17 protein-coding genes and 1 riboswitch are annotated in these 20152 nt (G+C 59.2%); of the genes, 4 read left to right on the top strand and 13 right to left on the bottom strand.

All coding sequences use genetic code 11. The features are described from left to right. The first annotated feature begins 24 nt into the window (after positions 1-24). Positions 25-1575: a histidine kinase gene (locus QN399_RS04015; protein WP_322177561.1), complete on the top strand. Its 1551-nt coding sequence runs from the start codon at positions 25-27 to the stop codon at positions 1573-1575. Between the two features lie 113 nt (positions 1576-1688). Here QN399_RS04015 and QN399_RS04010 read toward each other — a convergent pair whose 3' ends face one another. The 7 genes from QN399_RS04010 to cpdA all read right to left on the bottom strand — a co-directional run bounded on the left by QN399_RS04010 (position 1689) and on the right by cpdA (position 9847). Next, the gene (locus QN399_RS04010) at positions 1689-2399 is read right to left on the bottom strand and encodes a PqiC family protein (RefSeq protein WP_322177560.1); all 711 of its coding nucleotides are present in this window, start codon (positions 2397-2399) and stop codon (positions 1689-1691) included. 180 nt (positions 2400-2579) lie between these two features. Further along, positions 2580-4838, bottom strand: coding sequence for a DNA topoisomerase IV subunit A (parC, locus tag QN399_RS04005; RefSeq protein WP_322277953.1), 2259 nt, complete (start codon positions 4836-4838; stop codon positions 2580-2582). A gap of 10 nt (positions 4839-4848) precedes the next feature. Beyond that, entirely contained in the window at positions 4849-5370 is a 522-nt protein-coding gene (locus QN399_RS04000) for a TIGR02281 family clan AA aspartic protease (RefSeq protein WP_322177558.1), read from the bottom strand. Further along, positions 5367-6344 carry an esterase-like activity of phytase family protein gene (locus tag QN399_RS03995; protein ID WP_322177557.1) on the bottom strand — a complete coding sequence of 326 codons (978 nt, stop codon included), beginning with the start codon at positions 6342-6344 and terminating at the stop codon, positions 5367-5369. Before QN399_RS03995 ends, QN399_RS04000 begins: the two co-directional genes overlap by 4 nt. Continuing rightward, entirely contained in the window at positions 6344-8248 is a 1905-nt protein-coding gene (gene parE, locus QN399_RS03990) for a DNA topoisomerase IV subunit B (RefSeq protein ID WP_322177556.1), read from the bottom strand. Before parE ends, QN399_RS03995 begins: the two co-directional genes overlap by 1 nt. A 59-nt stretch (positions 8249-8307) precedes the next feature. Beyond that, positions 8308-8925, bottom strand: a complete 618-nt coding sequence (locus tag QN399_RS03985; RefSeq protein ID WP_322177555.1) for a YqiA/YcfP family alpha/beta fold hydrolase — start codon at positions 8923-8925, stop codon at positions 8308-8310. 106 nt (positions 8926-9031) lie between these two features. Beyond that, the gene (cpdA, locus tag QN399_RS03980) at positions 9032-9847 is read right to left on the bottom strand and encodes a 3',5'-cyclic-AMP phosphodiesterase (RefSeq protein WP_330200589.1); all 816 of its coding nucleotides are present in this window, start codon (positions 9845-9847) and stop codon (positions 9032-9034) included. 294 nt (positions 9848-10141) lie between these two features. Here cpdA and QN399_RS03975 point away from each other — a divergent pair, with 294 nt between their 5' ends. Next, entirely contained in the window at positions 10142-10624 is a 483-nt protein-coding gene (locus QN399_RS03975) for a DUF417 family protein (protein ID WP_330200588.1), read from the top strand. Between the two features lie 87 nt (positions 10625-10711). Here the strand turns inward: QN399_RS03975 and QN399_RS03970 are convergent, their stop codons facing one another. Both QN399_RS03970 and QN399_RS03965 read right to left on the bottom strand, forming a co-directional pair. Continuing rightward, positions 10712-11164 (bottom strand): DUF1249 domain-containing protein, encoded by a 453-nt coding sequence (locus QN399_RS03970; protein ID WP_219062406.1) that lies wholly within the window; start codon positions 11162-11164, stop codon positions 10712-10714. Next, on the bottom strand, positions 11155-11772 hold the full coding sequence (locus tag QN399_RS03965; protein ID WP_322277949.1) for an NUDIX domain-containing protein: 618 nt from the start codon (positions 11770-11772) through the stop codon (positions 11155-11157). The genes QN399_RS03970 and QN399_RS03965 overlap by 10 nt, the downstream gene beginning before the upstream one ends. Positions 11773-11977: 205 nt before the next feature. Between QN399_RS03965 and QN399_RS03960 the strand changes: the two genes are divergently transcribed. Continuing rightward, positions 11978-12724, top strand: coding sequence for a DUF3298 domain-containing protein (locus QN399_RS03960; RefSeq protein WP_330200587.1), 747 nt, complete (start codon positions 11978-11980; stop codon positions 12722-12724). Here the strand turns inward: QN399_RS03960 and cytX are convergent. Together cytX and thiC are read right to left on the bottom strand one after the other, a co-directional pair. Further along, complete coding sequence (gene cytX, locus QN399_RS03955) at positions 12693-13985, bottom strand: putative hydroxymethylpyrimidine transporter CytX (protein WP_322177551.1); 1293 nt, start codon at positions 13983-13985, stop codon at positions 12693-12695. The genes QN399_RS03960 and cytX overlap by 32 nt on opposite strands. Before the next feature lie 113 nt (positions 13986-14098). Beyond that, positions 14099-15988 (bottom strand): phosphomethylpyrimidine synthase ThiC, encoded by a 1890-nt coding sequence (thiC, locus tag QN399_RS03950; protein WP_330200586.1) that lies wholly within the window; start codon positions 15986-15988, stop codon positions 14099-14101. A 155-nt stretch (positions 15989-16143) separates the two neighbouring features. Then, positions 16144-16248, bottom strand: a riboswitch (TPP riboswitch). Positions 16249-16427: 179 nt separating this feature from the next. On the opposite strand from thiC, the gene QN399_RS03945 reads away from it, so the two are divergent. Next, a complete protein-coding gene (locus QN399_RS03945) occupies positions 16428-17867 on the top strand; it encodes a TolC family outer membrane protein (RefSeq protein ID WP_322277948.1) in 1440 nt (479 codons plus the stop codon). Between the two features lie 30 nt (positions 17868-17897). Here the strand turns inward: QN399_RS03945 and waaA are convergent, their stop codons facing one another. Then, positions 17898-19175, bottom strand: coding sequence for a lipid IV(A) 3-deoxy-D-manno-octulosonic acid transferase (gene waaA / locus QN399_RS03940; RefSeq protein WP_322177549.1), 1278 nt, complete (start codon positions 19173-19175; stop codon positions 17898-17900). A 14-nt stretch (positions 19176-19189) separates the two neighbouring features. Beyond that, positions 19190-20074, bottom strand: coding sequence for a LysR family transcriptional regulator (locus QN399_RS03935; protein ID WP_322177548.1), 885 nt, complete (start codon positions 20072-20074; stop codon positions 19190-19192). Between the last annotated feature and the right edge of the window lie 78 nt (positions 20075-20152).

Genomic DNA, 20152 nt, shown 5'->3' with positions numbered 1-20152 from the left:
ACTTCACCAAAAGAACCGTGCTCAGTGAACCGGCCCACGCCAGTTAAAACCGATAATTTTTTCCTGCTGATCTTTCGGGCATTGCGCCATAGGCGTGTACCGCTTGCTTTGCGCATAGCCAGCCATAACGTGATTCTGGTCGCCTTGGCGTTGGTGATCTATGCCTGCGTGATGGGCCTGCAGTTCAAGCAGGCCATGCACGAACAGGCTGATGCCCTCGGCCAGGCCCTGACCACGCAAACCGCGACGTCCGCCACGGAACTGTTGGTGTCCAACGACATCCTCAGTCTCAACGTACTGTTGGGCAATCTGGTGAAGAACCCGCTAGTGGCCCACGCAGCCATCTACAGCGTGGATAACCGCATCCTTGCAGAAGCCGGTCAGCGCCCTAAAAACGGCCTGCTGGGTGAAGCCGAAGGCTTGTACGAGATCAAAATCACCTTCCAGGACGTGATCGCCGGGCATCTGCGCATCAGCCTGGACATGGCGCAATTCCAGCAGCCGATGACCATCAGCTTGCAAAGCATGGGCATCCTCAGCGGCATTCTGCTGGCATTGGCACTGGCGCTGAGCTTGCGTCTGGGTCGTTATATCTCGACGCCCCTGCTGCAATTGCGCGTGTGGCTGCGCGATATCGACGAGCACACACCCGCCACCGAGCGTCAGGATGAAATCGGCGACCTGGCCCGTCAACTGCACGCCTCGTTCGCGCCCGAACCGCCTGAACCTCAGCCCGTTCCGGAACCCGAATACGACGAACACGCTGGCAACGATCCGCACCTTGAAACCGAAGAGGACGACGAACCCGGGTTTACCGCGAACGACCTGCACGAACCTGGTTTCGATGAAGCACCTAAACCTCGCCTGCCAGCGCAAGCGCCGAGGCGCATCGTCGCGGAAGAAGATGAAGAGGACGAAGAAGACCCCTTCGCCGATCTGCGTGATCATTCCACCCCCGCACCCGTGGTCAAGCACGCTCCGATTGTCCCGAGCCAGCCGCAACACAGTGCGGTACTGGCCGTACAGCTTGGCGCCCAGGATCAACTGCGCCGTTTGCCCCGCGCTCGCCTGACCGATTTGCTGCAACGTTACCGTGACTGCCTGGATCAGGCGGCATCGCTGTATCAAAGCGAACTGCACACCCTGAACGATGGCAGCACGCTGATGCTGTTCCATAGCCAGGACAGTGGCGAGGATTACCTGACCAACGCAATTTGCTGTGGCGAGCTCCTGCGCGCCCTGGGCCATGCCTTGCAGATCGAGGTCGCCGACAGCGGCATCACTCTGCAATTGCAGTTAGGCCTGACCCTGAGTGACGGGCTGTTCGGTTTGAGTCAAATCGACCTGTTGCTGACCGAAACCGCCCAAGATGCACTTGCGCTGTCACAACACAGCCGGAACCTGCTGCTGGTGGAGCGCAAGATCAGTGATGATGTCCTGATCCGCCAACGCGCCCGTATCCGACCTATCGCCAGCCCGGAAGGCGCTTGCTGCGTCGAACGGCTGATGGAACCCTACCCATCCATGCTCGAACGCCAACTGGCGCGGATGCATGAGAGCCGGGGCAAGGTTTAGCGGATACCGCCATCGCGGATAAGCCTGCGCCAGCCTGAAGGTGTTGGTGAGTCACCGCCCAATAAAAAGCCCACATCGCTGTGGGCTTTTTATTGGGCGGTGGAGCCACTTCCTTAGAAGCGGAACACTTCCATATCCGTACGAATCGGTGAAGCCAAGGGAATCTTTGGTCTGCCCTGATCTTGCTCTTTATTAGTGCGAGTCTGAGCCGAAGGCTGCTTTTTAGGTTCGTCCGCAGGCTGGTTGGCCAGGGGTTTGACCGCAACGCTCAACTGATCGGCCAGACGCTGCAAAAGTACGCCCTGCGCTTTTACCTGTGCAGCAGAGGTCCCGACGTGGGGCTCTTCCAGGTGAATCAGTCGGCTATCGCGAACCTGGCCCCTGCGATCAAGCAAGCGCCACTGAGCATCGAGCACCGCTGGTTGGCTTACACCCGAATCAAGCCGGGTAATGGACAATAAGACCTGCACATCCGGTGTAAAACCAGCGACAGCCGGTGCCAGCACCACCCGCTGACTGTCCAGCTTCCAGGCCAGTCGGCGCAACAGTAGTTGATCGATGTCAGAAGACAGACTACCCGCCCAGCGACCATCGGCCGATGCCGTCAGGCTGCCATCCGGCTGCCGTTGCAACAGGGTTTCACGTTGAAGGTAATCGGCCACTGAAACCGGCCCCAACAAAACAGCCAGCCCTGCACTTTGTTTAGGTTGACCCGGCTCACCGGCGTCAAGCTGATATAACGAAGTCGGTTGTTGCATGCTGCAACCGGCAAGCCCAATTACGCCGGTCATTAATAAAACAAAAGGAAGGCGTAAAAAATTCATCATCCCATCCAGGTAGTCGCCACAAGGCACACCACAGCGTCAATACTCACAAAATACATGAAGGCACTCAGCCACGCTGGTGACTCAAGACGTCATATCATCCGTGAATATTGCTCATGACTCCAGCGATTATGCGTCGGCCATCATGGCCAAATGAAGACCGAGCGCTCTATTCCGGCATTACAGGCTACTTTCGACCAATAATGCATCCACACGCTGGAAGCCTCGGGGAAGCTTGTTACCGCGTCGACCGCGCTCCCCTTTGTAATGCTCGAGGTCATCAGCCTTCAACGACAGGGTGCGCTTGCCGGCTTGCAGCACCAATGTCGCGCCTTCCGGGACCACCGCCAGGTCGGTCACGTACTCTTCGCGGCTGGCCACACGCTCGCCCGGAATACCGATGATTTTGTTGCCCTTGCCTTTGCCCAGCTGCGGCAAATCACTGACTTTGAAAATCAACAAGCGTCCCTCAGTGGTCACTGCCGCAAGCCAGTTTTGCTCACGATCAGCCACTGGCCGCGGCAGAATCACCTTGGCGCCATTAGGCAGACTCAGCAACGCCTTGCCCGCCTTGTTCTTGGCTTGCAGGTCTTCACCTTTAACCACAAAGCCATAGCCTGCGTCGGAAGCGATGACGTACAGCGCGTCGTCGTCCGGCAACAGTACACATTCAAAGCTCGCACCCGGCGGCGGCGTGAGACGACCGCTCAACGGTTCACCCTGGCCACGGGCGGACGGCAAGGTATGTGCCGGCAGCGAGTAGCTGCGCCCCGTAGAGTCAATGAAAACCGCAAATTGGTTGGAGCGCCCGGCGGCCGAGGTCTTGAAGCTATCCCCGGCTTTGTAGGAAAGACCGGTGGCGTCGATATCGTGACCCTTGGCGCAACGCACCCAACCTTTATCCGACAGCACAACTGTGACCGGCTCGGTCGGCATCAGCTCGTTTTCCGACAACGCCTTGGCTTCAGTGCGGGACACAATAGGCGAGCGACGGTTGTCGCCATACGTTTCAGCGTCCGCGATCAGCTCAGTGCGCACCAGCTTACGCAACTTGGTTTCGCTGCCCAGCAGCGATTGCAGACGCGCCTGTTCCTTGCGCAACTCATCCTGCTCGGCCCGCAGCTTCATTTCTTCCAGGCGAGCCAGTTGACGCAAACGCGTGTCGAGGATGTAGTCAGCCTGAATTTCCGACAGCGCGAACCGCTCGATCAGCTCCGCTTTCGGGTGTTCCGCGGTGCGGATGATATGGATGACTTCATCAAGGTTCAGGTAAGCCGTTAGCAAACCGTCCAACAGGTGCAGGCGGCGCTCGACCTTGTCCAGACGGAATTGCAAACGTCGGCGCACGGTGCCGATACGGAACACCAGCCACTCGCTGAGCAACGCCTTGAGGTTCTTGAGTTGCGGCTTGCCATCGAGACCGATGATGTTGATGTTCACCCGGTAGCTGGATTCCAGCTCGGTGGTGGCGAACAGATGCTGCATCAACTCGTCGAGTTCGACCCGATTGGAACGCGGGATAATCACGATGCGGCAAGGATGCTCATGATCCGACTCGTCGCGTAAATCGGCGACCATCGGCAGCTTCTTGGCCTGCATCTGCGCAGCGATCTGCTCCAGCACTTTGGCGCCGGACACCTGATGCGGCAACGCAGTGACGACGATATCGCCGTCTTCGATGCGATACACCGCACGCATGCGCACCGAGCCTTTGCCGGTTTCGTACATTTTCAGCAGATCGGCGTGCGGGGTGATGATTTCCGCTTCGGTCGGATAATCCGGGCCCTTAATGTGCTCACACAGCTCTTCGATCGTGGCCGTGGGCTCATCGAGCAAATGCACGCAGGCAGAGGCGACTTCACGCAAGTTATGCGGCGGTACATCAGTGGCCATGCCCACGGCGATGCCGGTGGTGCCGTTGAGCAGAATATTCGGCAGGCGCGCCGGCAACACGGCCGGCTCGTCGAGGGTTCCGTCGAAGTTCGGTACCCAATCCGCCGTGCCCTGACCCAGTTCGCTGAGCAGCACTTCGGAATAGCGCGACAACCGGGCTTCGGTGTAACGCATGGCGGCGAAGGACTTCGGATCATCCGGCGCGCCCCAGTTACCCTGGCCGTCGACCAGCGTGTAGCGATAGCTGAACGGCTGCGCCATCAGCACCATGGCTTCATAGCAGGCCGAGTCGCCATGGGGGTGGAATTTACCGAGAACGTCGCCGACGGTACGCGCCGACTTCTTGTGCTTGGAGTCGGCATCGAGCCCCAACTCGCTCATGGCGTAGATAATACGCCGCTGTACAGGCTTCAGGCCGTCGCCGATATGCGGCAGGGCACGGTCCATGATCACGTACATGGAGTAGTTGAGGTAGGCCTGTTCTGTGAAGTCAGCCAGTGATCGGCGTTCTACGCCATCCAGGCTGAGGTCAAGGGAATTGCTCATGCAAGCCTCATCATTTCGTGGTCTGGCGCAGCAGCATAGTGCCGCCGCGCTGGGTGAATTCAAGTTGTTTCATTGCGCTCATGCCCAGCAGTATCTGTTCGCCTTCCAGACCGGGCGCCACCAGGGCGCGTACGTCATGCAGGACGATATCGCCCACTTGCAGACGGTCGATCGTGGTGCGAAAACCCTCGCTCCGGCCATTGGCGGTATTGACCGTCACCGGCGTGCCGCGTTTGAGTCGCAATGTATCGGCTACCTTGCCGGGAATCGCAACGTCGGTGGCGCCGGTATCCAGTAAAAACTGCACCGTCTGGCCATTGATCTGACCACTGCTGACGAAATGGCCCTGGCCGTTGCTCAGCAGTTGCACTTCGATATAGCCATCACCGTGTTGCGAAGTTACCTCCGTATTGGGGTTTTCCTGGCGCGCCTCCCACTGCCCGAAAAAGCGTGTGGCCAGAAACAGCGCAGCACCCCACGCCAGAATCATCAGCACGCGGCCCGCACGCTTGCCGGGAAGTTGCTGACTCACGGCTTGGCGCTCCAACCACCCTCGGGTGCCGCGAAACGCCAGACTATCGGACGTTTCTCGCCATCGGCTCGGGCGCCAAAGTTATTGTCGACACCGATCCAGGCGCCTTCCGCGTCTATAACCAGCGCCTCGGCCAGTCCGTAAGGCTGCGAATAACGTCGCGACGGCACCAATGCATCATCGGCGAACGACCAGCAAAGCTCGACCTTCCCAGTGTCCAGATCGCGACGACAGACTCGATATGCGGCGCGTTCCAGGGTAAACAGCTTGCCGTTGAACAGCGAAATATCGGAAAAGTCTTTTGGCGCCTCGCGACTGTCCATTTGCGCCGGCATGGTTTGCTTGCCCGCCTCACTGAGGATCACGCAACCCCCTTTGCAGCTCCAGGCAGCCTGATCACGATGGACCACCAGCAACCCGCGCTTCTGCCGCTCGGCCGCCAGCCACAGCCGATCTCCGGCCGGATTGATCGCGATACCCTCGAAGATCGCATTGAAGTGCTGGAGCATTCCCTTGGCACGCGCCTGGCGGACCAGACTCGGCGGCAGCTTCAACCAACTCGGCGCGCCGGAAACAGGCACTTGCAGCACCGCCGCGTACCCCTCGCTGACCAGGTAACGATTCCCCGCCGCGTCGCACGTCACGCCTTCGAAATCCAGGGCGCCCCCACGAACCAGCGACGACGCCCCGACCATCGAACGCACACTCAACGCCAGACCACTGTCCGGCACGGTCGGCACGTCAATGGTATTCGCCTCGGCCTTCCACACCACCGAAGAGGTATCGAGCCTGTACAGCAAGGCATCATCGCGGTCCGATACTGTCCACAGCTCGCCATTGCAAGACGCCAGTCCCGACAGATTACCGCCCACCATGCCCTCGACCGCATGTTCGGACAGCATCTTCAGTTCAGCCAGCGGCGCTGCGAATACCGGTGAAGCGATCAGCCATAACGCGACGAACCAGCCTCTCATCAAGTGAGAACCTCGGCCAGATTGCCTTTTGATTCGAGCCAGGTCTTGCGGTCGCCCGCGCGTTTTTTTGCCAGCAACATATCCATCATTTCCGAGGTCGCCGCGTAATCGTCCAGGGTGAGCTGGACCAGGCGCCGGGTGTTCGGGTCCATGGTGGTTTCGCGAAGCTGGGGCGGGTTCATCTCACCCAGGCCTTTGAATCGGGTGACCTGTGGCTTACCGCGCTTTTTCTCCGCGATCAGACGATCAAGAATCCCGTCACGCTCCGACTCATCCAGCGCGTAGTAGATCTCTTTGCCCAGGTCGATCCGGTACAGCGGCGGCATTGCAACGTAGACGTGGCCCGCGTCCACCAGCGGGCGGAAATGCTGGACGAATAACGCACAAAGCAACGTTGCGATGTGCAGGCCGTCGGAGTCGGCGTCGGCGAGAATACAAATCTTGCCGTAACGCAGCTGGCTGATGTCGGCCACACCCGGGTCAACGCCGATGGCCACGGCGATGTTGTGCACTTCCTGGCTGGCGAGCACTTCACCGCCATCGACTTCCCAGGTATTAAGGATCTTGCCGCGCAACGGCAAGATCGCTTGAAACTCTTTGTCTCGCGCCTGTTTGGCCGAACCGCCAGCGGAGTCGCCTTCGACCAGAAACAGCTCGGAACGCATCGGGTCCTGTCCGGCGCAGTCGGCCAGCTTGCCAGGCAGCGCGGGGCCTTGAGTGACGCGTTTACGCTCAACCTTCTTGCTGGCCTTAAGGCGACGACCAGCGTTGTTGATCGCCAATTCCGCCAACTGCATACCGAGTTCGGAGTGCGTATTGAGCCACAGGCTAAATGCGTCCTTGACCACGCCAGAGACGAACGCCGCCGCTTCACGCGATGACAGCCGCTCTTTGGTCTGGCCGGAGAATTGCGGCTCCTGCATTTTCATCGACAGGACGAACGCGATCTTCTCCCAGACGTCTTCGGGCGCCAGTTTGACGCCACGCGGCAGCAGGTTGCGGAACTCGCAAAACTCGCGCATCGCGTCAAGTAAACCCTGGCGCAGGCCGTTGACGTGGGTCCCGCCCTGCTGGGTAGGAATCAGGTTGACGTAGCTTTCCTGAACGCTGTCGCCACCCTCGGGCAACCAGAGCAAAGCCCAATCGATGGCTTCTTTATTACCGGCGAAACTGCCGCAGAATGGTTCATCCGGTAGACGCAAAAACTCGCTGACCGAATCTTGCAGGTAAGAACGCAAGCCGTCTTCGAAATGCCACTCGATTTTCTCGCCGGTGGCTTTGTCTTCGAAGCTGACCAACAGCCCCGGGCACAATACCGCCTTGGCTTTGAGCACATGCTTGAGGCGGCTGACAGAGAATTTCGGCGTGTCGAAATATTTAGGGTCCGGAGCGAAGTACACGCTGGTCCCGGTATTGCGTTTACCAACCGTGCCGATAACCGCCAGTTCGCTGGCTTTGTAGCCGTCAGCGAAGGTCATTTCGTATTCGTTGCCGTCGCGTTTGACCCGGACCCGAACATGGTTCGAGAGCGCGTTCACCACGGAAATCCCCACGCCGTGCAGGCCGCCTGAGAACTGGTAGTTCTTGTTCGAGAACTTGCCGCCCGCGTGCAGTTTGGTCAGGATCAGCTCGACGCCAGACACACCCTCTTCCGGGTGAATGTCCACCGGCATACCGCGACCGTCATCGGACACTTCCAGCGAGTTGTCGGCGTGAAGAATGACCTGCACCGATTTCGCATGCCCGGCAAGGGCTTCATCGACGCTGTTGTCGATGACTTCCTGGGCGAGGTGGTTCGGCCGCGTGGTGTCGGTGTACATGCCCGGGCGTTTGCGTACCGGGTCGAGGCCCGAGAGGACTTCGATGGCGTCTGCGTTATAAGAGCTAGCGCTGGGATTGGCCATGGGGTCTCGTCATCAGTCGTTCGTGAAATTTCGGAATATCAGTCAATTGATTACAGGTGTTACAGCACAGAACGATCAATCGCCTGGAGCAGCGCCGGGGCAAAGCCTGCAAAACCCAGCAACGCCGGCAACTGCTCGGTAAAGCCCTGAAAGCTGTGATCGCCGCCAGGCTGAATGCGCAAGGCGCACGCTCGGTAATAGGACTGGGCACTGCGGTAGTCCAGGGTTTCATCACCTGTCTGCAACCACACCTGGAAGCGCAACGGATCCTGCGGGGCGGGCACTTCCAGTTCGGCGAGAGCCTGCACATGGTCGTGGGTCAACTCCCAGCTTTCACCGCTGTAAAGATTCTGTTGGGTACCGATATACCCGTCGAACAGCCGATGTGGCATGACTGCCGGGTTGATCAGCAGAGCCTTGAGGCCATGGCGCTCAGCCAAGTGAGTGGCATAGTAGCCGCCGAGGGAGCTGCCGACCAGCAGCGGTCGACCCAGCTCGGTGATCAATGCGTCGAGCTGAGCAATCGCCTGACGCGGGTGATGATGCAGCTCCGGCACCCGCAAATGCTCATCGAGGCCAAGCGTTTGCATCAAGGTCGACAACTGGCTGGCCTTCTTTGAGCGCGGCGAGCTGTTCAAACCATGGATATACAACAGTGTGGATGGTTCGCCGGTCACATTCCCTCCTGAAACTTTTGAGCGCAAGCAAAGACGCGCAGTTTACAGGGACTGCCGCCCGTTGACTCGCCTTCAGACATTTCCCACTCAAATCAGGACGGATCGCTCAATAACCTCGGCCACTGTAATCCACGTCAAAGGCCAGCCCCTCTACCCGCGACACACCGGTTTCAAGGCGGCCGTCTGCGTGCAGACGCAACCAGCGGTAGCCTGGCGCGGTGCTGTCGACCTTGAACTCGACACTGCCCGGTGCAAACTGAATGCAGGTGGACGGTGAGGCCAGCAGCCGTACGCCATTGCGCAGCTGGTCGTATTCCTGATGGACATGGCCCCAGAGTACAGCGCGCACCTGCGGGAATCGATCAAGCACGGCAAACAGCGCCTCGGGGTTACGCAGGCCGATGGGGTCCATCCAGGCACAACCGATGTTCACCGGATTGTGGTGCAGGCACACCAGATGGTGGCGATCAGGCTCTTCACTCAGGGACTGCGCCAACAGCTGCAATTGCTGATCCTGCAAATACCCCGGCACCGAACCAGGCACCGAAGAGTCCAGCAGGGTGATACGCCAATGGCCGAGATCGATGATCGGCGCGAGAAAATCGCTCTGCCGCGCAGCCTCGGTCATCGCCGGCACCTCATCGTGATTCCCGGGAAACCAACGCGCCGGTGCCTGAATCCGCCCACTGGCCTGACGAAACGCCTGGTAGGACTCAAGACTGCCGTCCTGGGACAAATCACCGCTGGCGATCAGCAGGTCGATCTGCGACTGCTCAGCCAGGACGCACTCAATCACCTTGTTCAGGCTTTCAAAGGTACTCATGCCCAGCAGCTTTTCGTCTGCATTGGCAAACAAATGGCTGTCGGTTAGCTGGACCAGCAGGACTGAAGAATCGGCGATAGGGTTGGGGGGGCTCGGCAAGGCCATCTCCTTGAGCGGGGTCTGCGACGATTATGGCGGCCGATGGTAGAGGCGGCAAACCTGTCCAACGATTCGGCTTACATTTGAGGGGATATCAAAATCTGCATTACATCGACTTATCTCTGACAGACAACCAGACATAGCGTGCAAGACTCTTTCCCTCACATGGAGGCCGAACAATGAGGGTAACGAGCGGACTTAGCCAGCAAAGTTCATTCCAGATATGTCTACACGGCAACGCAGAACAAGACGCCGGCTATATTGAAATCTCCCCCATAACACTGAGATTTACCCATGCACGGATGCGCCCTGAATCGCCTTTGCCACTCCAACATCGATGTTCAACTCATGCGCTGGACGCTCGTGTTGATTTTTGCATTGTTTGGTTACACCAAATGGTTCCCTTACGAGGCACAATCGCTGATCCCGCTGATGTCTAACAGCGCGCTATTCTCATGGCTGTACCTGGCCTTTGGCGTGCAAGGCGCAAGCTATGCGCTGGGCGTGGCCGAATGGGCCATTGGCTTGGGATTGGTGGTCGGAGCCTGGATACCAAGGGTTTCTGTCGTCGCAGCCGCGGCCTCCGTCGTCACGTTCCTCACTACCTTGACACTCATCATTTCTACACCAGGTGGATGGGAAGCATCTGCTGGCGGTTTCCCTGCCATGGGCAGCGCTACCTCTTTCCTTATTAAAGACGCTGTACTGTTGGCCGCATCATTTAGTCTGTTCAAGCATGATTTGATCGCCGTCCGCAGTGCCCCCACAAAACAGTAAGTCTGTAATGGATTCACGTCACTTCAGCGCGCGACAGGGGAAAACTCCCCGCGCGTAGCTGTTTAATAGAGCCCTTCCACAGCCGCCTTAGCGCACCACTTCAAACTCATGCCCGCACGCCAGGCAATGGCTCAGCCACTCCCCAAGAAACAGGTTGAGCTGGGCTTTTTCATCCGGCTGGTGCATGGCGGCATTGGGATAAGGGTAGATGCCGCGAAACCGGCGGGCATGTTCGGCGCCGATGACTTCGGCCATGCGGGCGTCGTGATAGACCTGCACTTCGAGCTTGGGCACCGGCAGCCACGGCAGGCTGTGTTCCTGACGCACTTGCAGGGTGGTGGTGTACGGACAATCGAGCAGCACTTCGACGGCCAGCACACCGAGCATTTGATCGCCCTGGGTGACGGCCACCCGACGCGAGCGTTGCTGGTTGCGCATGTCGGGGAGCAATCGCATCAAGCGCGCATAGTTGGCCTCGCAGGCCGCTTGCAGCCCGACAAGGTCAACACGGTAGCGCTCGCGCACAAGGTTCACGACCATTGCCCCCTGACTTCAGTACGGTTCAATGCCAGCCATTGCAATGCAATAAGAGTGGCCGCGTTGAAAATTCGTCCATCACGTACGGCCTGTAGCGCATCGTCCAGCGACCACACCGTCACGCGAATATCCTCGCCTTCCGCTTCCAGCCCGTGTAACCCTCCCGCCCCCTCGCTTTCGCAATGCCCCAAGTACAGGTGAACGTATTCACTGCTGCCACCCGGCGATGGAAAGTACTTGGTGATCGGCAACATCGCACTGAAAGTAAGTCCAGCTTCCTCTTCTGCCTCGCGGTGGGCAACCTCTTCTGGTTCCTCGTCCTTGTCGATCAGACCGGCCACCAGCTCAATCAACCACGGGTTATCGACCTTGCCCAGTGCACCGACTCGAAACTGCTCAATCAGGACCACCTCGTCGCGCTTGGCATCGTAGGGCAGCACGCACACCGCATCGTGACGAACAAACAACTCACGGCTGATTTCGTTGCTCATGCCGCCACCGAAAAGCTCGTGGCGCAGGTGCATGCGGTCGAGGCGGTAAAAACCCTTGAAGCAGTTTTCACGCTTCGTAATTGCCACCGCCACCGGGACGGATCTGGTCGTATCACTCATATAGTTCTCGCTACTGGCCCACGTCGACTTCGCGCCATCCTAGCGCGGTCTTTCACCGGATGCAGCCCTTTAAACCAGTCATTGGGGCAACCGGGGTAGACGGCCAGGTCGCAAACAACTTCTAATTAGCCTAGTGGCGAACTGATGGGGCTGCTTGCAGTCGAAACACGTCAACTCGCTTTTTTTGTTACTGCCAAGGATCAACATGTCAATTTTGAGGATCACTTCGCTCGCGTGCATCGCACTGATGCTGGGCGCCTGCCAGAGCCTGTTCCAGCCCGACATGCGTGCACCGCTTGAAGTCCGGCGTGATGCCTCGGAACAGATCAAGCCGGGCTGCACCGTGGCTGACTGCCCACTGGTGAACGTCGATACGGTGCATTTTCAGAGCGAGCCGACGCTCGACAGTCTTGTCGAGAAGTCCTTGCTGAAAATGACCCGTACCTCGCCGAACGCACCGTTGCCGGTGTCGCTCAAAGTCTATGAAGAACAATTCCTGCGTGAAGCGCAAAGCCACAACGGCAGCTATCTGCAAGCCAAGGTACGCGACCAGCATGACGGTCTGGTGATTGTCGAACTGTCCAGTTATCTGGACACCGGTGACGAACAGGGAACACCCGGTCGCGGATTCATCAACTACTCCCGTCAGCAACACAGAGCACTGACCCTGCAAGACATGCTTTTACCGGGCCAGGAAGAGGCATTCTGGCTGACAGCGCAGCAAGCCCACAAAGAATGGATGATCAACACCCGGTTCACTCAGGACCCCGCGTTCGTGAAGACGTGGCTGTTCCAGAAAACCCCTAACGTCGCCCTGACCTCTGGCGGAGTCATTCTAAAATACGAGGTGGCGACGATTGCCCCTTATGCCAACGGCCACATTGAGCTGAAGATGTCTTACCTTCAGCTCAATGGCATCCTCAAGCCGGAACTGTTCCCGCGCCGCGGTTGAATGTCTGACCCAGCAACAGTTGCAGCACGCCAGCCACAATCAGGGCTGGCAGTGTTGCACCCACGTCAGGGTACATGTTGGCCAGCAGGTGATAGGTGCTGACGCCACCCAGCCAGGCCAACAGCGTCATCCCGCGAAAGCCTACTGTTGCCATCTGGCTGCGGCGGCGACGCTGGATGAAGTGGTCCACCAACACCACACCGAACAACGGTGCGAACACCGAGCCGATCAGCAGCAGGAAGTTCTGGTACTGCGCCAGCGGTGCAAAGCAGGCGATCAGGGTGCAGATCACACCGATGGCCAATGCCAGATGCTCTACCTTCAAACGCAGCAGAATCCCGCTGGACACCGCCGCCGAGTGAATATCGGCGAACGCGTTTTCTGACTCGTCGAGCAGAATCAGCAACAGTGGAATACCCAGTCCGGCACCGGCCAACGCCAGCAGCAACGCATTGATTTCACCGCTCGGCGCGAACGCCAGGGTGTAGGCAACGCCCAGGCTCATCAGCCAGAAATTGCCGATAAAGAAGCCCAGCGCTGTGCCGCCAAAGACACTTTTGGCGCGTTTGCCGAACCGCGAGTAGTCGGCGATCAATGGCAGCCAGGACAACGGCATGGCAATGGCGATATCAAAACCCACGGCAAACGGCATCGAACCGTCACCGGCACGCGACCAGAGTGCGGACAAGTCGGTTTTGGTCAGCAGGTTCCAAGTCAACCACACACACGCAGCCAACAGTAGCCAGATGCCCCACTTGCGCAGTATCTGACGGACGAAAGTCAGCGGTCCGCTGACCGCCAGCAAGGTGGCCAGCGCGCCGAAGAACAACGTCCAGAGCAGAGGGTTAGCCCATAGACTGCCCTCGGCAAACGCACGCGCGCCCAGCAGACTGGCGGCGTCACGCATGATGATGATCTCGAAAGCGCCCCAACCCACCAATTGCAGCAGGTTCAGCACCGCTGGCAGCGACGCGCCACGGGTGCCAAGGCTGAGCTTGAGCGCGGCCATGGCCGAAAGCCCGGTATCGCTACCGATCACACCCACGGCGGCCAGCAGCAAAACGCCGACGAGGGTGCCAAGAAAAATCGCCAGCAGTGACCCTGACAAGCCCAGCCCCGGCGCCAGCAACGCGCCGGTTTGCAGGACCATCAGGCCAATGCCGAGGGAAAACCACAGGGAAAACAAATCACGACCGCCGAACACACGCTTGCCCGCAGGCACCGCGACGTCGGGGGAATAGGTATTGGTTGAAGGGTTCACGGGGTTATCTCAGAGGAGCAGATGATAGGGGTTAACCCTTTGTTTTTTTGGTGCCTTGCCTGACCTCTTCGCGGATGCGGGGTGTCAGACACCCCGCATTCAGGCCAAAAGACTTAAACTTTTTTGTACAGCTGACTGCCTTCCTGCTTGAAGCGCTCGGCCTGTTCTCGCAGGCCCTCCTGCACGGCCGCATCCACGGTTTCGATGTGCTGGTTGGCGGCGTATATCCGAACTTCCTGGGTAATTTTCATCGAGCAGAACTTCGGTCCGCACATGGAGCAGAAGTGCGCGACCTTGGCCGAGTCCTTCGGCAGGGTTTCGTCATGATACGAGCGTGCGGTATCAGGATCGAGGCCGAGGTTGAACTGGTCCTCCCAACGAAACTCGAAGCGCGCCTTGCTCAAGGCATTGTCGCGAATCTGCGCGCCAGGGTGCCCTTTGGCCAGGTCCGCCGCGTGGGCCGCGATTTTATAGGTAATGATCCCGGTCTTCACGTCATCCTTGTTCGGCAAGCCCAAATGTTCTTTAGGCGTGACGTAGCAGAGCATGGCGCAACCGAACCAGCCGATCATGGCCGCACCGATGCCCGAGGTGATGTGGTCGTAACCCGGTGCGATGTCGGTGGTCAACGGCCCGAGGGTGTAGAACGGCGCCTCGTCACAGCATTCCAGCTGCTTGTCCATGTTCTCTTTGATCAGCTGCATCGGGACATGGCCCGGGCCTTCGATCATGGTCTGCACGTCATGCTTCCAGGCAATCTTGGTCAGCTCGCCGAGGGTTTCCAGCTCGCCGAATTGCGCCGCATCGTTGGCATCGGCAATCGAGCCCGGACGCAGGCCGTCGCCCAGCGAGAAGCTGACGTCGTAGGCCTTCATGATTTCGCAAATGTCTTCGAAATGGGTGTACAGGAAGTTTTCCTGGTGATGCGCAAGGCACCACTTGGCCATGATCGAACCACCACGGCTCACAATCCCGGTCACGCGTTTGGCGGTCAGCGGTACATACCGCAACAGCACGCCAGCGTGAATGGTGAAGTAGTCGACGCCCTGCTCGGCTTGCTCGATCAAGGTGTCGCGGAACAGCTCCCAGGTCAGGTCCTCAGCCGCGCCGTCGACTTTTTCCAGCGCCTGATAAATCGGCACGGTGCCGATCGGGACCGGCGAATTACGGATGATCCATTCGCGGGTTTCGTGAATGTGTTTGCCGGTGGACAGGTCCATGACAGTGTCAGAACCCCAGCGGATGCCCCAGGTCAGTTTGGCGACTTCTTCTTCGATGGAAGAACCCAGCGCGCTGTTGCCGATGTTGCCGTTGATCTTCACCAGGAAGTTACGGCCGATGATCATCGGTTCCAGTTCAACGTGGTTGATGTTGGCCGGAATGATCGCGCGACCGCGGGCGATTTCGTCACGGACGAATTCAGCGGTGATTTCTTTCGGGACACTGGCGCCGAAGCTGTGACCCGCGTGCTGCGGAGTCAGCAGACCGGCGGCGCGGGCTTCCTGAAGTTTCATGTTTTCGCGGATGGCGACGTATTCCATCTCGGCGGTGATGATGCCCTGACGCGCATAGTGCATCTGGCTTACGTTGGCGCCGGCCTTGGCCCGGCGCGGGTTGCGCACATGGGCGAAGCGCAGGGCTGTCAGTTCGGCATCGCTCAGACGTTCCTGGCCAAAGTTGGAGCTCAGCCCCGCCAGGCGCTCGGTGTCGTTACGCGACTCAATCCACGGCGAACGGATGTCTGCCAGGCCTTTGCGCACGTCGATGATCACGTTGGGATCGGTGTAAGGGCCCGAGGTGTCATAAATAACCACTGGCGCGTTGATCTCGCCGCCAAAGTCGGTGGGCGTCACACCCAGAGTCACTTCACGCATCGGCACAAGAATGTCCGGGCGCGAACCCTGAACATAGATTTTTTGCGAGCGGGTAAAGGGCTGCACTGACCCCGAGTCGACCTTGGCCGAATCGCTCAAATTGGTGGCGTCTTTTAGTTTTTTACTCATCACGGGCACTCCAGGCATCATCCAGCGGCGGATTAATTGTCGGAGCAAACCTGAATGACACGGACGCACCAAGGCTGGCGCTGAGTATAGAAAGGAGGCGTACTGTTCATTTATTGAACAATCGACCCCGGACGACACTCAAGAGGACTCGCCGGGAGACGAGAAATCTTGTTCCCTACGCAGGCGTTAACCTGATCAGGTTCAACGGGATCCGGATTAACCGATCTCAGCCTCATAGCAAGGCACCCCGACAAGAACCCGACCAGTCTAGTGCAAGATATGGACAGAACGCCAACTTCCTCTTATATCGTTCGATAAATGGCGGATATACAGGATTGTTGTGAGCAACCCCGAGAACTACACTCGCTGCGTTGCGGATCGTGCCCCGTAGCAGCGATCTTCACATCCTCATTGCACTATCAACTCTAGGGAACGTCTCATGCTGCGCAAACTTTCACTGGCGCTTGCCGTGTCTTGTGCTTCCAACGGAATGGCCTGGGCAGCAGACGCGCCCATACCGACCAAGACCGGCCTGGTCAACGTGTACCAGGATGCCGTGAATAACAACGCAGACCTGGCTGCCGCTATCGCTGATTACTCGGCCCGCAAGGAAATCGTGCCCCAGGCTCGCGCCGGTCTGCTGCCTAACCTGTCTGCAGGCGCGGGTGTCAGCAATACCCGCACTCAAATGGATCAGCCATCAATGACCGCTACCCGTAGCGGCACGGCCTATCAAGCAACATTGAGCCAGCCCATCTTCCGCGCGGATCGCTGGTTCCAGTTACAGGCCGCCAAGGCCGTCAACGAACAGGCGGCGCTGGAGCTTTCCGCGACCGAGCAGAACCTCATTTTGCAGAGTGCGCAAGACTACTTCGAGGTCCTGCGCGCCCAGGACACCCTGGCCTCGACCAAGGCTGAAGAAGCCGCGTTCAAGCGCCAACTGGATCAAGCCAACGAGCGCTTTGACGTTGGCCTGTCGGACAAGACCGACGTACTGCAATCCCAAGCCAGTTACGACACAGCGCGCGCCAACCGAATCGCCGCCAAGCGTCGGGTAGACGATGCGTTCGAGGCGCTGGTGACCTTGACCAACCGCGACTACAACGCCATCGAAGGCATCGTCCACACCCTGCCCGTGTTGGCGCCAACGCCCAACGATGCCAAAGCCTGGGTCGACACCGCGTCGCAACAGAACCTGAACCTGCTTGCCAGTAACTACGCGGTGAGCGCCGCTGAAGAAACCCTGCGCCAACGCAAAGCCGGGCATGCGCCGACTCTCGATGCGGTCGCTTCGTACAAGCGCGGGGATAACGACGCGCTGGGTTTCAGCAACCCCAACTTCACGGGTCAGAATTATGGCGGCAACGTCGAACAACGCAGCGTTGGCGTTGAGTTGAACATTCCGATCTACAGTGGTGGCTTGACCAGTTCACAAGTGCGTGAAGCCTATGCACGCCTGAGCCAGATCGAGCAGCGCCGCGAAGCCTTGCGTCGTCAGGTCGTGGAAAATACCCGCAACCTGCACCGCGCCGTGAACACCGATGTCGAACAGGTTCAGGCACGCAAACAATCGATCATTTCCAACCAAAGTGCACTGGAAGCGACCGAAGTCGGTTATCAGGTCGGGACGCGCAATATCGTCGATGTGCTCGACGCCCAGCGCCAGCTGTACAACTCGGTGCGTTTATACAACAACACGCGCTATGACTACCTCATCGACAACCTGCGCTTGAAGCAGGCGGCGGGCACGCTGAGCCCGGCTGACTTGCAGGGGTTGTCGCGCTACCTCAAAGCCGACTACAACCCGGACAAAGACTTCCTGCCACCAGACCTGGCGAAGGCGGCACAGAAAAACCTGGAGAAGCCTTCGGAGTATTGACGGCCTTCCCCACAGAGGCTTGCGACGGCCTTACAGCTTCGCCACCCGCGCCAACATTGCCAGTAACCGCTGCAAAGCGCCCTGATTGGCACGCATCACTGTCAGGCCGGCATCGGCCATGATGCGCGCCAACTGCGGCTGATCGAACAGGCGCTGCACCGCGACCGCCAGCCCCGCCACATCACTCACTTCTTCCAACGCGCCAGCCTGACGCAGCAGCGCAGCGATTTCCAGAAAGTTGAACAGGTGCGGGCCGCTCAAGACCGGCTTGGCCAATGCCGCAGGTTCCAGCAGGTTGTGCCCGCCATTGGGCACCAGGCTGCCGCCGACAAACGCGCAATCGGCTAACGCGTACAGAAACAGCAGTTCACCCATGGTGTCACCCAGCAACACCGACGTGGTTGACGTCACCGCTTGCGCCGTCGAGCGACGAACCGTCTCGAAGCCTTGCTGCTGGCATAAATCGTAAACGCTGTTGAAGCGCTCGGGGTGACGCGGGACCAGGATCAGCAACGCATCGGGATGGCGGAGGAGCAACTGACGGTGCGCCGCCAACACGGTTTCATCTTCGCCGGCGTGGGTACTGGCCGCGATCCATGTCGGGCGCTGGCGCGTGTGCCATTGCTCACGCAGCTCAGCGGCGCGCATCAACAGCTGCGGGTCGATGCTCAAGTCGAACTTGATCGAACCTGTCACTTCTACGCAATCGCGCCGCGCCCCCAGATCGAGAAAGCGTTGGGCCTCGGTTTCGGTCTGCACGGCGAATCCGCTCATTTCGGCAAGCATCGGTCGGGTCAGCTTGGTGAAACGCCCATAACCGCGTGCCGAGCGCTCTGACAGTCGGGCGTTGGCCAGGACTACCGGGATACCGCGCCTGGCGCATTGGTGAATGTGGTTGGGCCACAGTTCGGTTTCCATGATGACCCCGAGCCGAGGCGCGACATGATCGAGAAAACGTCCGGCTGCCCAAGGCAAATCGTAGGGTAGATAACAATGCTGAATGCGCGGCTCGTCAGCGAACAGCGCCTTGATCCGCTCCGAACCGGTCGGCGTCATGCAGGTCACAGTGATCGGTAACTGTGGATAACGCGTCAGCAAGGCGCGAATCATCGGCGCCGCTGCGATGCTTTCACCCACCGACACTGCATGCACCCAAATGCCGCCGCGCTGCATGGGCGGCAGACCGAACGAAAACCGCTCGCTGACTCGCTGCGCGTACGCCGGGGCTTTGCGCGCCCGCAACCACAGGCGCAGCGCGACAAGAGGTAAACCGAGATGAAACAGCAGGGTATAAAGAGTTCTATTCATGGCGGCGGAGTTTATCAGCCAATCGCCTGCAAATGCCGGGCAAAGCATTCGGCCAGCCACCGGGCCGCCGGACCAAGTGGTTCGTCACGGCGCCAGACCATCTCCACCACCAGGGCCGGCGGGGTCCAGTCGCTGATCAGCTCGACCATCTGATGCTGGTAAGCCGGGTACTGCACCACATGCCGGGGCAACCAGGCCCAGCCGAGGCCACGCATGAGCAATTCAGCCATCACGTAAAAGCTGTCGGCACGCCAGACCTGTGCACTGATGGGTTCGCCACCGGGATAGCCGCTTTGCTGAGGCGCGATCAATAGCTGCCGATGGCGCCCCAACTGCTGACGACTGACCCGTGACGCGTTGACCAATGGATGCCCCACTGCACAGACCGTGACCATTTCGACGCTGCCCAGCACCCGGCGTTCCAGAGCTTCGGGCATCTGCTCATGATGAAACAGCAGCCCGAGATCGGCGCGGCGCTCCACCAGTTTGCGCGCCACATCACCTTGGGCGCCGCTGGCCAGTTGCACCTCCAGACCGGGAAACTGTTCAGCCAGCGCCTCCAGGCTGTCCAGCACCGGTTGATAAGGCATGGCTTCGTCATGCGCCAGTCGCAAGCGGGCCTCTTCGCCACGCATCAAGGCCAGTGCCCGACCGTCCAGACGCTCACACTGGCGCAACAGCTCTCGCGCTTCTTCGAGCAACGCACTACCGGCTTCGGTCAAGCGTGGCTGACGGCCACTGCTGCGGTCGAACAGGCTGACTCCCAGATCAGCCTCCAACAGCGCGATACCACTGCTGACCGCCGATTGTGCGCGCTGCAGATCACGCGCCACGGCCGAAAACGAGCGCTGTTCGGCTACGCTGACGAATAAACGAATTTGCTCGAGGTTCCATTGCAAAGCACACCAACCTATCGCGCAGAAAGATAGGTAATGACTTTACCCCATCCAAGCAATCTCTAGAATGCGTGGCTAATG

The organism is Pseudomonas sp. 10C3, from assembly GCF_036346185.1.
Taxonomy (GTDB): Bacteria; Pseudomonadota; Gammaproteobacteria; order Pseudomonadales; family Pseudomonadaceae; genus Aquipseudomonas.
Note: the sequence above shows the minus strand (reverse complement) of the source record. Positions and strands in the feature narration are given on the sequence as shown.